Origin of the sequence: Pauljensenia sp. UMB3104 (genome assembly GCF_030217285.1) — a bacterium.
GTDB lineage: Bacteria > Actinomycetota > Actinomycetes > Actinomycetales > Actinomycetaceae > Pauljensenia.
Map to the genome: position 1 here is coordinate 1 of NZ_JASONN010000034.1, position 12,947 is coordinate 12,947.

General features: G+C 65.8%; 10 protein-coding genes and 2 tRNA genes. 10 read left to right on the forward strand and 2 right to left on the reverse strand.

The annotated features are described in order from the left end of the window. Positions 1-149 precede the first annotated feature (149 nt). The 3 genes from QP415_RS10210 (at position 150) to QP415_RS10220 (ending at position 1,977) form a co-directional block, all read left to right on the forward strand. Positions 150-578 carry a bleomycin resistance protein gene (locus QP415_RS10210; RefSeq protein ID WP_285099944.1) on the forward strand — a complete coding sequence of 143 codons (429 nt, stop codon included), beginning with the start codon at positions 150-152 and terminating at the stop codon, positions 576-578. Between the two features lie 177 nt (positions 579-755). Continuing rightward, entirely contained in the window at positions 756-1,319 is a 564-nt protein-coding gene (locus QP415_RS10215; RefSeq protein ID WP_285099945.1) for an NAD(P)H-dependent oxidoreductase, read from the forward strand. A 34-nt stretch (positions 1,320-1,353) separates the two neighbouring features. Then, positions 1,354-1,977 (forward strand): TetR/AcrR family transcriptional regulator, encoded by a 624-nt coding sequence (locus QP415_RS10220; protein WP_285099946.1) that lies wholly within the window; start codon positions 1,354-1,356, stop codon positions 1,975-1,977. On the opposite strand, the gene QP415_RS10225 is transcribed toward QP415_RS10220, so the two are convergent. Next, complete coding sequence (locus QP415_RS10225) at positions 1,958-4,711, reverse strand: DEAD/DEAH box helicase (protein ID WP_285099947.1); 2,754 nt, start codon at positions 4,709-4,711, stop codon at positions 1,958-1,960. The two genes, QP415_RS10220 and QP415_RS10225, sit on opposite strands and share 20 nt — an antisense overlap. A 253-nt stretch (positions 4,712-4,964) precedes the next feature. Here QP415_RS10225 and QP415_RS10230 point away from each other — a divergent pair, with 253 nt between their 5' ends. The 4 genes from QP415_RS10230 to QP415_RS10245 all read left to right on the forward strand — a co-directional run bounded on the left by QP415_RS10230 (position 4,965) and on the right by QP415_RS10245 (position 9,673). Then, the gene (locus QP415_RS10230) at positions 4,965-6,449 is read left to right on the forward strand and encodes an alanine/glycine:cation symporter family protein (RefSeq protein WP_082157754.1); all 1,485 of its coding nucleotides are present in this window, start codon (positions 4,965-4,967) and stop codon (positions 6,447-6,449) included. Positions 6,450-6,562: 113 nt separating this feature from the next. Then, complete coding sequence (locus tag QP415_RS10235; RefSeq protein WP_285099948.1) at positions 6,563-7,330, forward strand: fumarylacetoacetate hydrolase family protein; 768 nt, start codon at positions 6,563-6,565, stop codon at positions 7,328-7,330. A 103-nt stretch (positions 7,331-7,433) separates the two neighbouring features. After that, positions 7,434-8,879, forward strand: a complete 1,446-nt coding sequence (locus QP415_RS10240; protein ID WP_285099952.1) for a purine-cytosine permease family protein — start codon at positions 7,434-7,436, stop codon at positions 8,877-8,879. Beyond that, positions 8,876-9,673, forward strand: coding sequence for a purine-nucleoside phosphorylase (locus QP415_RS10245; protein ID WP_285099949.1), 798 nt, complete (start codon positions 8,876-8,878; stop codon positions 9,671-9,673). The genes QP415_RS10240 and QP415_RS10245 overlap by 4 nt, the downstream gene beginning before the upstream one ends. A gap of 81 nt (positions 9,674-9,754) precedes the next feature. On the opposite strand, the gene QP415_RS10250 is transcribed toward QP415_RS10245, so the two are convergent. Next, positions 9,755-10,927 (reverse strand): MalY/PatB family protein, encoded by a 1,173-nt coding sequence (locus QP415_RS10250; protein ID WP_285099950.1) that lies wholly within the window; start codon positions 10,925-10,927, stop codon positions 9,755-9,757. 144 nt (positions 10,928-11,071) lie between these two features. On the opposite strand from QP415_RS10250, the gene gltX reads away from it, so the two are divergent. The 3 genes from gltX to QP415_RS10265 all read left to right on the forward strand — a co-directional run bounded on the left by gltX (position 11,072) and on the right by QP415_RS10265 (position 12,946). Further along, the gene (gltX, locus tag QP415_RS10255; RefSeq protein WP_285099951.1) at positions 11,072-12,577 is read left to right on the forward strand and encodes a glutamate--tRNA ligase; all 1,506 of its coding nucleotides are present in this window, start codon (positions 11,072-11,074) and stop codon (positions 12,575-12,577) included. 197 nt (positions 12,578-12,774) lie between these two features. After that, a tRNA-Gln gene (locus QP415_RS10260) sits at positions 12,775-12,846 on the forward strand. Positions 12,847-12,873: 27 nt separating this feature from the next. Beyond that, positions 12,874-12,946: transfer RNA gene (locus tag QP415_RS10265), tRNA-Glu, on the forward strand. Position 12,947: the final 1 nt, after the last annotated feature.

Here is a 12,947-nt window from a genome sequence, read left to right on the forward strand (position 1 = left end):
GCCATCAACATCGTGGCGATCCTGATTGGCGCCCTGCTCTTCATGGCGCTCTTCGCGGGCGCGGACTGGCTGATCCGTAAGGCGTCCCGGCGCTGACGGTCTGTTCATCTCCCAGACATGGTCTCGTCCGAGGCCGCTAGAGTGAGACTATGAGCAACGAGCCGGGGCTTGTCCCTGAACTTACCGTCACCGATTACGAGGCATCGCGCCGTTTTTGGTGCGACCTCGTCGGTTTTTCCCTTTGCTATGAGCGGCCTGAGGAAGGATTCGGCTACCTCGTCCTGGGTAACGCGCACCTGATGCTCGACCAGATCGACCAGGGTAGGACGTGGGCGACAGGTCCCCTTGAGTTCCCCCTTGGTCGGGGTATCAACTTCGAGGTTCAGGTCGACAATCTGGACGGTACGTTACAGCGCATCGCAGAGGCAGGATGGCCGATCTTCGTCGAACCCGAAGAGAAGTGGTACCGGGCGGGCGACGTAGAGATCGGCGTCCGGCAGTTCCTCATCCAGGACCCCGACGGATACCTTGTGCGGCTCCAGCAGGAGCTTGGAGAGAGGCCCGCGCGGCGAGGATAACTCGGACGGCGGGGCAATATCGATTCTAAGTCGGAATGGTGGCTGCCCCTCTTGAGGTGAGAGGATGCTACTGCTCCTCTCCGGGTGTAACTCTCAGCTCTTTGAGACCTCTTGTGTTGTGTGGGCGGGGTCTTCGCACTACAGTTGTAATCAACCGATTACAACAAAGGGGAGAATATGAAGATTCTTGTCATTCAGGGCAGCCCTGACGAGGGAAGCTACTCGCATGAGCTCGCAACGGCTTACGCTGATGAGGCGCGTAGCGCCGGGCATGACGTGCGCATGATTGACCTGGCGACAGAGGATTTTGATCCCGTTCTGCGCTACGGATACCGCCAGCACATGGAGGACGAAAGCGGTCCCAAGCGGTATCAGGAGTACATAGCCTGGGCCGATCACCTCGTGTTCAGCTTCCCGATTTGGTGGTCTGCTGAACCGGCGATTCTGAAAGGTTTCCTTGATCGCACTCTCACGCCGGGATTCGGGTACCGGTATGTCGACGGTAAGAGCCAGGGCCTGCTGAAAGATAAGACCGCGGCACTCATCGTTACCTCCCGTGCTCCTTCGTTTATCTACCGCATCTTCGGTGGTCTGATCTGGCGGTGGAAGAGTATGGTCCTGGGCTTCGTGGGGATTCGCTTAACCAAATCTCTGATGCTTGGCCGCATTGAGCAGGATGTTGATACTCCTGCTTACCGCGCTGCGTTTGTCGAGACAGTTCGAGCTTACGCGCGCGGATAGACTGTCCATATCGCCGAGATTGGGAGGAACAGGAATGGCCGCGACTCGTATGCCAGCCAATGAACGCAAGGCGCTCATGCTGGAGGCTGCTGTCCGTGTGTTTGCGCGGGTTGGCTACGCCGCGGCCACGACTGACTCGATCGCGCGCGAGGCAGGCGTCAGTCAGGCGTATGTCGTGCGTTTCTTCCGGTCGAAGGAAACACTTTTCGAGGAGGCTGCTACGTATGTTGTTGAGCAGCTGTGTCGACGTTTTGCTGAGGCGCCCGTAGCGGCGGATTCTACCGATGCTGAACGTCGGGAATTGCTAGGGGACATGTACGCGGAGATCGTGAAAGACCACGACACATTCATGATGATCGTGCGCCTATTCATGATGGGATCCGATCCGCGCTTCGGGCAACTCTCCCGCGATAGCTTTGCACGTGTGTACCGCGTCCTGCGAGAAGACGTCGGGATGGATGCGCAACAGGCTAGGCTCTTCCTCTCCCACGGTTTGTTGATGAACCTCGTGCTATCGCTGCGTCTGTGGGAAGGCGAGAGAGTTTTGTCGGATGAGATCCTCGGATTCCTCGGGAAAGGACGCGCGGAGACTATGTATTCACTGCATGACGCGCCTGGTTCCTCGAATGATGAAGGATCTATCTCACCCCGACGGTGATCGTCGCCAGGGCGACGCGGTTCGCCTCGTCCGAGGCGGGCACGTCCACGAGGGCCACGATGCGCCAGTCCATGTCCTCCTCCGAGTCGAACAGGGTCTGCGTCGCCAGCCAGAACGTGCCCGGCGCAGCCTGATCCAACGCGTCCGCGATCGCCTCGATGCGCGCCACCTGGGCGCGCTCGAAATCAGAGGAAACCACAGCGGGGGCCAGCTCCAGCACGTCCTCGCGGGTCGGGGCCTCGTTTAGGGAACACAGTGACAGGGCGCGCGCACGCTGGTCGATGCCGATCCACTCGTGCTCCGCCCAGTAACGCTCCAGCGCCGCGTCCCACTCGTCCTTGCCCCACGGTGCGACCACCGGGGTGCGCGAGGCCTCGTCCAGGCGCGCCAAGGCCTCAACGTTGTCGCGGCTCATCGCCTCCACGCGCTCGAACAGGGCACCACGGATCGTCGTGCGGAACGCGTGACGGTTCGCGCTGAAGGGAACGGTGCCGTCCTCCCGCGCGCCGAACGCCAGTTCCGCGCCCTCCGTGCCCACTCCCTCGGCCTCCGGGGAGAAGGCCTGACCCGTGGACATGGCCTCCCACTCGTCCAGCAGCGAGGAGTCCACCGCGCGGATCAGCGCGGACAGCCAGGCAATAATCGAACGCAGCTCGTCCGTCATCAGCTCGTCCGGCACGATCTGGCGAAGCGCCCGGTACGCGTCCGTCAGGTAGCGCAACACGATGCCCTCGGAGCGGCCCACGTCGTAGCGGCCCACGATCCCCGTGAACGTCAGCGCGTTCTCGATCATCTCGCGAACGACCGACTTCGGGGAAATCTCCTGATCCTCGATCCACGGGTTCGCGTGCAGGTACACGGCGAACGCGTCGCCCAGCAGATCGGCCAGCGGGCGCGGCCACGTCACATCTTCCAGGGCGGCCATGCGCTCGTCGTACTCCATGCCCTGCGCCTTCATCGCGGCCACGGCCTCGGCGCGCGCCGCCTTCTCCTGCGCGAACAGGAGCGGACGCGGATCCTCCAGGACCGACTCGATGACCGAGACGACGTCCAGGGCGAAGGTCGGGGACTCCGGGTCCAGTAGCTCGAGCGCCGCCAGCGCGAAGGGGGAGAGCGGCTGGTTGAGCGCGAAGTCATCCGGCAGGTCGGTGGCCGCGCGCAGGCGAGGCTCACCCGACGCCGAGGCCTCGGCGGAAGACACGTGCTCGACGACGCCCGCCTGCTTCATCGACGTGTAGATCTCACCCAGGCGGCGCAGGTGCGGGTTGCGATCCGTGGGCGGATCGTCGTTGTTGCGCGCCAGCCACACGAGGTGCTCGCCCGGGTCGCGCCCGGCCGCGGGCGCACCGGCTAGGACATTGAGGACCATCGCGTGCGTCATCTCGAAACGGCTCGTCAGCTGCTCGGGAGCCGCGTCCACGAGGCGCTCGAACGTCGAGCGTGTCCACGAGATTTCGCCCTCGCCCGGGCCCTTGCGCTTCTTCGCGGACTTCTTGGCGGCGCGCTTGGCCTCGCGGGCGTCGCGTGCGGCCTCCTGTGCGGCGCTCAGGCGTGCGCGCTCACGGGCGGCGTCGACCTCGTGCTCGGGGGCCAGGACTCGCACGAAACCGACCGTGTCGAAGCCGGCGCGTCCAGCGCGCCCCGCGATCTGGTGGAACTCGCGCGCGCTCACGTGGCGCATGCGCCGACCGTCGTACTTCACGAGCGACGTCATCAGCACCGTGCGAATCGGCACGTTGATGCCGACCCCCAGAGTGTCCGTGCCACACACGATCGGCAGCAGGCCCGCCTGGGTGAGACGCTCGACGAGGCGGCGGTAGCGTGGCAGCATGCCCGCGTGATGCACGCCGATGCCCTGCGCAAGCAGCGACTTGAGGGTCTGCCCGAAGCCCTTCGTAAACGACACACCCGCCAGCTGCGCGGCGATCGCCTTCTTCTGCTCGGGCGAAATCAGCGAGGAACGGTCAAAGGACTGCGCGGTCGCGACGGCGTCGCGCTGGGAGAAATGCACGATGTAGACGGGCCAGCGGCCCTCGCCCAGCAGTCGCTCCACCGTGTTGGGCAGGCGGTCCACGACGTACTCGAACTCGAGGGGCACGGGACGCTCCGCGTCGTCGATAAGGGACACGTCGCGCCCGGTGCGCTCCTTCCATGCGCGCTCGAAACGTGTGGTGTCGCCCAGCGTCGCGCTCATCGCGACCACCTGCGGGGCCCTCAGCTCCAGGAGCGGCACCTGCCACGCCCAGCCGCGCTGACGGTCCCCGTAGAAGTGGAACTCGTCCATGACGATCATGTCCGCGTCCAGCGTGGGACCCTCGCGCAGCGACTGATTCGCCAGAATCTCGGCCGTACAACAGATGATGGGCGCGTCGGCGTTGAGAGACACGTCGCCGGTCACCATGCCGACGTTATCGGCGCCAAACAGGGACACCAGATCAAAGAACTTCTCCGACACCAGGGCCTTGAGCGGCGCCGTGTAGTACGAGCGGCCCCCGTGCGCCATCGACGTGAAGTGCGCGGCCAGCGCGATCATCGACTTGCCCGACCCCGTGGGGGTCGCCGCAATCACGTGGTTGCCCGCCAGGATCTCCACCAGGGCCTCCTCCTGGTGGGGGTAGAGCGGACGGCCGGTACCCTCGGCCCAGGACACGAAGGCCTCGTACAGGGCATCGTCGTCGCCCAGACGTCCCTCGTCCTCCAGGTCGTCCAGGATCTCGTTCAAAGTCGCGCTCATACTCCCATTGTCCCAGAGTGCGCCCACGTCTGCGTCCGCGCACCGCCGGGCCCTTCCCGCAGCTCATCGACGAGGCCGGGGCCGGTCAGGCGGAGATGCGCGGCCGTGCGCGTGGCGAGACGTCGCCTGCCAGGCGCGAAGCCCTGTGGCAAGATGAACGGGTCCCATTACAACGCGCGGGCGCGTCCCGCGAAGCGCGCGAGGCCCCGCGACGCAACCATGGCCTCGTCGATAGACACCCCGGGAGGCTCCTGTGGAACAAATTGCCCAGATCGAGCAGCAGATCGCTGACTGGATCACGATGCACCTGACGATCTTTATTCTGATCGGCGTGGGCGTGGTCCTCACGGTCGTTTCCCGCGCGGTGCAGCTGCGCCTGTTCCCGGAGATGGTGCGCACGGTCCTCGGCTCGCGCAAGGGCGCCGACGGCGGCATTTCCTCCTTCCAGGCCTTCGCGATCTCGCTGGCCGCACGCGTGGGTATCGGTAACGTGTTCGGCGTGGCCGCGGCGCTCATGTTCGGCGGTCCGGGCGCGATCTTCTGGATGTGGGTCGTGGCCCTGGTCGGCATGGCGACCGCGTTCTTCGAGGCGACGCTGGCACAGATCTTCAAGGTCAAGCACTCCGACGGTTCCTTCCGCGGCGGCCCGGCCTACTACATCAAGCGTGGCATGAAGAACCGCGTCCTGGCCAACATCTTCGCCGTCATCACCGTCGTGACCTGCGGCGTCGTCATCACCTCCGTGCAGTCCAACGCGATCGCGGGCACGCTCACGAGCGCCTTCGGTGAGGCCGCCAAGCAGCCCCTGCCCGGTGCGGGCGGCTTCTCGGCCGCACAGCTTACGGTTGCCGGCCTCATCTTCGTCTTCTCCGCGATGGTCATCTTCGGCGGCATTCGCACCGTCGCCCGCGTCACCGAGTGGATGGCCCCGATCATGGCGACCGTCTACGTCATCATGGTCGCCATCGTCTGCCTCATGAACATCACGCAGTTCGGCACCGTTCTGGGCCAGATCTTCACCTCGGCTTTCTCGATGGACGCAACCGTCGGCGGCCTGGGCGGCGGCATCATCGCCGCGATGATCAACGGCACTAAGCGCGGCCTCTTCTCCAACGAGGCCGGCCAGGGTACCGCTCCCAACGCCGCCGCGACCGCGACCGTATCCCACCCGGTGCGCCAGGGCCTCATCCAGTCCCTGGGCGTCTTCATCGACACGATTGTCGTGTGCACCGCGACCGCATTCGTCATCCTCATCGCGGGCGAAAAGGTGTGGGGCAGCGCGGACGTGAACCCCTCGAACCTGACGACCCTGGCCGTGGCCCACGAGTTGGGCGCGTGGACGATCGTCCCCATGGCGATCCTCATCTTCGTCCTGGCCTACTCCTCGATCATCGCGGCCTACGTCTACTCCGACACGAACATGTCCTTCGTGTTCGGGGATGCCCGCTGGGCGAGCTGGACCGTGCGCGTCGTGTGCGTGCTCTCTGCGACGATCGGCGCGCTCCTGACCCTGGACGTCGTGTGGAACGCCGTCGACATCGCGATGGCGGTCATGACGATCACGAACTTGGTCGCCTTGGTCTTCCTCTCCCGCTGGGTTCTCGGCGCGCTGCGCGACTACGAGACGCAGCGTCGAGGCGGCATTGAGGACCCCGTCTTCGTGGGCGAGAAGAACCCGCTGCTGCCCGGCGACGTTCCCGGCAGCGTCTGGAAGCGCCCCAAGCACAAGAAGAAGTAATTCCCACTGACCACCTCGCCGGGTGCGCCGTCACATCTCGTGCCGCGCACCCGGCGTCGTGTCTGTCGGCGCTGCTCGGCGCAACGCTCGCGAGCCTGCGTTAGGCTACCGGCATGAGAATCGCACGTTTTTCCGATGGTACGAACCCGGTGTACGGCGCCCTTGAGGAGGGCTCGACGAGGATCGTGGGCCTCAAGGGTGACCCGCTGTTCTCGCCCGTGGAGCCTTCCGGCCAAATCTACGAGCTGGACGAGGTGCGCCTGCTCTCCCCGGTGATCCCGCGCTCGAAGGTCGTGGGTATCGGCGATAACTACTCGGGCACCCCGATTCCGGCGGATGAGCGCCCCGAACCGCCGATCTTCCTCAAGGCCAACACCTCGGTCGTGGGCCCCGACGATCCGATCGCGATCCCCGCCTGGTCGAACAAGGTTGCTTTCGAGGGTGAGCTCGCGATTGTCATCAAGTCTCTGGCGAAGGACGTGAGCGTGGAGGACGCGCCGCAGGTGATCCTCGGTTACACGATCGCCAACGACGCGACCGCCCGCGATGCGATGACGGGTGGCCCCTGGTCTCGCGGCAAGTCCTTCGACTCGGCATGCCCGCTGGGCCCGTGGATCACGGTCGACCCCGCCCTCGACGTCACCAACCTGGCGCTGCGCTCCTATCTGAACGGAGAGATCGCTCAGGACTCCTCGACGGCGAACATGATCTGGAGTCCCTTCGAGCTGGTGTCCTACGTGTCCCGACAGATGACGCTGCTGCCCGGCGACGTCATCGCGACGGGCGCGCCTGCGGGTGCAGGCCTCGTTCAGGCTGGCGACCGAGTCGAGATTGAGATCGAGGGCATTGGAAGTCTGACGAATCCTGTCGTCCGAGCCTGATCGTGTGACCTGTGTGATAGGATTACGTCGTTCTGACAATATCTCCGTCGCATAGGAGCACACCGTGAGCGAACCCCAGTCATCGGGCGCTCTGGCCGTCGAAATGGCAGGCCTGGACGTCATCCCCGAATCCGATCGCAAGGGAAAACCCTCTGACCTGTTCATGCCGTGGTTCGCGGCGAATATTTCGGTCCTGGGTATTTCGTGGGGCTCGTGGGTCCTCGGCTTCGGGCTCTCCCTCACCCAGGCGATCGTCGTGTCCGTCGTGGGTGTTGCCCTCTCGTTCGTCGTGTGTGGCCTCATCGCCATCGCGGGCAAGCGCGGCTCCGCCCCGACGCTGGTCCTGTCGCGCGCGGCCTTCGGTTTCAACGGCAACCGGATTTCCGCGGCGATCTCGTGGATCCTGACGGTGGGCTGGGAGACCTTCCTGGCGATCATGGCCGTCCAGGCCACGGCCACGGTCATGGGAGCGCTCGGCTTCACGAACCACGTCGTCGCCCAGATCATCGCGCTGATCCTCGTCGTCGTCCTGGCGGCCGGCTCGGGCATCCTCGGCTTCGAGGCGATCATGAAGGTCCAGACGTGGATCACCTGGGCCACCGCGGCCCTGACGATCGTTTACTTGGTGCTGGTCGCGCCGACGATTGACTTCGCGGTCCTCTCTTCGCGTCCGTCCGCGCCGCTCACTGCGGTGCTTGGCGCGGGATGCATGCTCCTCGTGGGCTTCGGCTTCGGCTGGATTAACGCGGCTGCGGACTACTCGCGTTACCTGCCGCGCGCTGCTTCGACGCGGGGCGTGGTCGGCTGGACGACGCTGGGCGCGGCGCTGCCCACGGTCGTCCTCGTCTTCTTCGGCATCCTCCTGGTTGGCTCGGCCGATGAGTCCCTCTCCGAGGCGATCGGTAATGACCCGATTGGCGCGCTCACGACGCTGCTGCCCACCTGGTTCCTCATTCCCTTCGCGCTGGTTGCGATTCTGGGCCTCATCGGCGGCATCGTCATGGACATCTATTCCTCGGGCCTGTCGCTGCTGGCCACAGGCGTGCCCGTCTCGCGCCCGGTTGCCACGGCTATTGATGGGACGATCATGACGGTTGGCACGATTATCGTCGTGTTCTTCGCGGACTCCTTCCTCACCCCCTTCACGGCGTTCCTCACGACCCTGGGCGTCGTTATCGCCGCCTGGGGCGGTGTCATGCTGGCGGATATCGCGCTGCGTCACAAGGACTACGACGAGCCCTCGCTCTTCACTCCGTCGGGTCGCTACGGCTCGGTGAACTTGGGTGCTGTGGCCTCCCTGATCGTGGGATCGCTCGTGGGCTGGGGCCTCGTCGTGAACGCGAACGCCTCCTGGCTGTCCTGGCAGGGCTACCTCCTTGGGCCCCTCGGCGGCCGTGAGGGTGACTGGGCGGGCGCCAACATCGGCATCCTCCTGGCGATGGTTGTGGGCTTCGTCGGCTACTGGCTGACTAGCGCGGGCCGCGTGCGCGCGCAGGAGAAGCTGCCCTCGCGCACGTACGCGCAGGGCGTGGAAGAAGGCGAGCAGTGAGCGTCGACCCGCGCTTCACTCAGGCTCTCTTGGATGACGAGGCCGAGGCCGGCGCCCGGGTCCTCACCTCCCTTGCGGGACGTCCCGACGCGCTCGTTGTCCTCGGTTCCGGCCTGGCCGAGGCTCTCGACGAGGCCTGGGATGCGCCCGTCGCCACCGTTGCCCTGGGCGACATCCCCGGCGTCGTCGCGCCTGTCGCGGACGGGCACGGCGGCGAGCTGCGCGCGTATAAGACGCGCGGGGGAGTGGTCCTCGTGGCCACGGGCCGTACCCACCTCTACGAGGGGCTGGGGCCTCGTCCCGTCACGGCTCTCGCCCGAGCTGCGGTTGCCGCGGGTATCAGCCGCGCGGTTCTCACGAACGCGAACGGCTGCCTGAAGGATTGGAACCTGGGCGACGTCATGGCGATCACCGATCATGTCAACTTCAGTGGCGCCTCGCCCTTCGACGGGCCGCTGTTCCTGGACGTGTCGGCCGTGTGGGACGCTCAGATGACGGATGCGCTGCGCGGGGTCTGCCAACGCGAGGGAACTTACGCAATCCTGCGCGGCCCCGAGTATCAGACGATGGCTGAGACCCGGATCCTCGCGGGCCTGGGCGTGGACTGCGTGGGCATGTCGACCGTCATGGAGGCCATCACCCTGCACGCGCTCGGCGTACGCGTCGCCGGAATGTCGGTCGTCTCCGACCTGTCGTTTGCCGACGCCCCCACGGATCCGACCGCCGTCGTCGAGGCGGCCTCCGCCGCCCGCCAGACCGTGGTCGCAGGTATCGAGGTGGCCCTGACAGCCTGAACGCACAGAGCAGACGAGGCCGTGGTCGGGAGGTGGATAACCACCGTTCCCGGCCACGGCCTCGTTTCGTGTAGAAGGCGCTTAGAGCAGGCCGAGGACCCGCTCCACGATCCGCGAGGCCACGTCGGGGGCGCACGCCAGGTTGATGCGCGCCCACGAGGCGTAGTCGGTGCCGAGGGTGCGGCCCTCGTTGGCGGCGATGTGGGCGCGTTCGCGCAGCGTCGCGGCGGGGGAGAGCGGTCCCAGGTCGACGCCTTCGAAGCCCCACCAGGTCAGGTATGTGCCCTCGGGGCGCACGAAGTCGATCGGGGTGTCGGCCAGGGCGCGCTCGACCAGGTCCACGTTGGAGCGGATCAGGTCCTTGACCTCGCGCTGCCAGGCGTCGCCGTGCTCGTAGGCGGCGATGGCGCCGAGCGTGCCGATCACGTTGGCGTCGTGGCGTACGTCGGCGGCGAACACGTCCCAGCGCTCGCGCAGCGCCTCGTCGGGCAGGATGACCTGAGCGGAGGGCAGTCCTGCGATGTTCCAGCCCTTCGACGCGGCGGTCGCAGTCACCGTATGGGAGGCAAACGAGGGGCCGAGAGAGGCGTAGGAAACGAAGGGAATCGACTCATCCAGCACCAGGGAGGAGTGGATCTCGTCGGAGAAGACGAGGGCGTCATACTGTGCGACCACGTCGTGCAGGGCGCGCAGCTCCTCCTCGCGCAGGACTCGGCCGACCGGGTTCCACGGGTTGCACAGGATGACCAGGCCGGCCCCGGCCTCGAGCCCGGCGCGGATCCCCTCCAGGTCGAGCGCCCAGCCATGGCCCCCGGCGCGCGTGCCGCGCAGCGAGGGAACCTCGATGACGGGGTGGTCGAACTTGCCCGGAATCGTTAGGAAAGGCATGTAGGCGGGCGTGGGCACGATGATCGGGGCGCCTGGGCGCACCAGGTGATCGATCGTCGCCTCGAGCGCGGGCAGGACCGAGGCCACGAGGCGAACGTGCGAGGCGTCCACATCCCAGCCGAAGCGACGCTTCTGGAACTCGGCGGTCGCCCCAGCCAGGCGCGGCTCCAGCCAGGTCGGCTGGTAGCCGAGCAAACCGTCGTCGATCGCTCCCTTCATCGCGTCGGCCACTTCCGGCGCCGTCCCGAAGTCCATCTCCGCCACCCATGCGCCGATCGTCGGTTCACCGCTCGCGGTCGTGATGCCCGTCCACTTGAGGGATCCGGTGCGGTAGAGGTGGGAGTCGGAAAAGAGTCGAACGGACACGGTGCCCTCCTGGATGAGTCGGTGGATGCGGCGCGCGCCGATCCCTGTGATGCAACCAGGGTATCCGCGCTCCCACCACGCGTCGCAGCGCGCCCACCCATCAAGCAAATGCAACAGCCACCGCTGGAGTAGGATGGAGGAATCATGAGTGAAACAACTGCCACCGGTGCCGACGTTCGCGTCCGCTTCTGCCCCTCGCCCACTGGAACCCCTCACGTCGGCATGGTCCGTACGTGCCTGTTCAACTGGGCATACGCCCGCCACACGGGAGGAACCTTCGTCTTCCGTATCGAAGACACGGATGCCGCCCGCGACTCCCAGGAGTCCTTCGACCAGATCATCGAGTCCCTGCAGTGGCTGGGCCTCGACTGGGACGAGGGTATCGGAAAGGGCGGCCCGCACGGCCCCTACCGCCAGAGCGAGCGCATGGACATCTACCGTGACGTGGCCGCCCGCCTGCTTGAGGCCGGTTACGCTTACGAGTCCTACTCGACCCCCGAGGAGATCGAGGAACGCCACCGCGCCAAGGGTGAGGATCCGAAGCTCGGCTACGACGGCTTCGACCGCAACCTGACTGAGGAGCAGATCGCTGCCTACCGCGCCGAGGGCCGCAAGCCGGTCCTGCGTCTGCGCATGCCCGACGAGGACATTACGTTCACGGATCTGATCCGCGGCGAGATCACCTTCAAGGCTGGCTCCGTGCCGGACTACGTCATCGTGCGCGCCAACGGCCATCCGCTCTACACGCTGGTCAACCCCATCGACGACGCGCTCATGGAGATCACCCACGTGCTGCGCGGTGAGGACCTGCTCTCCTCGACGCCTCGCCAGATTGTCCTGTATCGTGCGCTCGAAGCGATCGGTGTCGCGAAGTTCATGCCGCGCTTCGGCCACCTGCCCTACGTCATGGGTGAGGGGAACAAGAAGCTCTCCAAGCGCGACCCCGAGTCGAACCTGCTGCTGCACAAGGCTGCCGGCATGATCCCCGAGGGTCTCAACAACTACCTGGCCCTCCTGGGCTGGTCGATTGCCCCGGACCGCGACATTTTCTCCATGGAGGAGATGGCCCAGGCTTTCGACATCTCGGATGTGAACCCGAACCCGGCGCGCTTCGATCAGAAGAAGGCCGTCGCCATCAACGCCGAGCACATTCGTCTGCTGGACGGCGAGGACTTCCGCGGTCGCCTGGTTCCCTTCCTGCATCGCGACGAGCTGGTGTCGGCTGACTCCTTCGAGGCGCTGACCGATCGTGAGCGCGAGATCCTCACCGAGGCCGCCCCGCTGATCCAGACGCGCATCCAGGTGCTCGGTGAGGCCTCCGGCATGCTTGGCTTCCTCTTCGTTGCTGACGACGCGCTGGAGATGGACGAGAAGGCCGTCTCCAAGCTCAAGGACAACGCAGCGGAGGTTCTAGACGCCGCCATCGAGACCGTCGAGGGCCTCGGCGAATTCACGACCACCTCGCTGGAGGAGTCCCTGCGCGCTCGCATCGTCGATGAGATGGGCGTGAAGCCCCGCCTGGCCTTCGGCCCGCTGCGCGTCGCCGTGACCGGACGCCAGGTCTCCCCGCCGCTGTTCGAGTCCATGGAGATCCTGGGTCGGCAGTCCTCGCTGGCCCGCCTGCGCTCCCTGCGCGCCTCCCTGGCCTGATCGCTGCGCTTAGCCCCGGCCTCGTGTCCTTTTTCTGGGACGAGGCTGGGGCTTCGTCGCGCTCGGGAACGCATGGTTGGCAGGGGGTACGGGGTGGGTGATCGGGACCACTGGCCTTCGATTTGGCATGGGGGCCTCGGTCCGCTACAGTTATCTCCTGTCGCCAGCGACGTGAAAACGAAGCGGGTGATACCCAATGGGGTATGGTGTAATTGGCAACACAGCTGATTCTGGTTCAGCCATTCTAGGTTCGAGTCCTGGTACCCCAGCGATCTGAAACGAGAGTTTCAGTGAAGGCCCCCATCGTCTAGCGGCCTAGGACGACGCCCTCTCACGGCGTTAACGCCGGTTCAAATCCGGCTGGGGGTAC

Coding starts and splice junctions, on each gene's coding strand:
- QP415_RS10240 (WP_285099952.1), top strand. CDS start 7,434: ATGGCAGGCCTGGACGTCATCCCCGAATCCGATCGCAAGGGAAAACCC.
- QP415_RS10235 (WP_285099948.1), top strand. CDS start 6,563: ATGAGAATCGCACGTTTTTCCGATGGTACGAACCCGGTGTACGGCGCC.
- gltX (WP_285099951.1), top strand. CDS start 11,072: ATGAGTGAAACAACTGCCACCGGTGCCGACGTTCGCGTCCGCTTCTGC.
- QP415_RS10215 (WP_285099945.1), top strand. CDS start 756: ATGAAGATTCTTGTCATTCAGGGCAGCCCTGACGAGGGAAGCTACTCG.
- QP415_RS10210 (WP_285099944.1), top strand. CDS start 150: ATGAGCAACGAGCCGGGGCTTGTCCCTGAACTTACCGTCACCGATTAC.
- QP415_RS10225 (WP_285099947.1), bottom strand. CDS start 4,711: ATGAGCGCGACTTTGAACGAGATCCTGGACGACCTGGAGGACGAGGGA.
- QP415_RS10220 (WP_285099946.1), top strand. CDS start 1,354: ATGGCCGCGACTCGTATGCCAGCCAATGAACGCAAGGCGCTCATGCTG.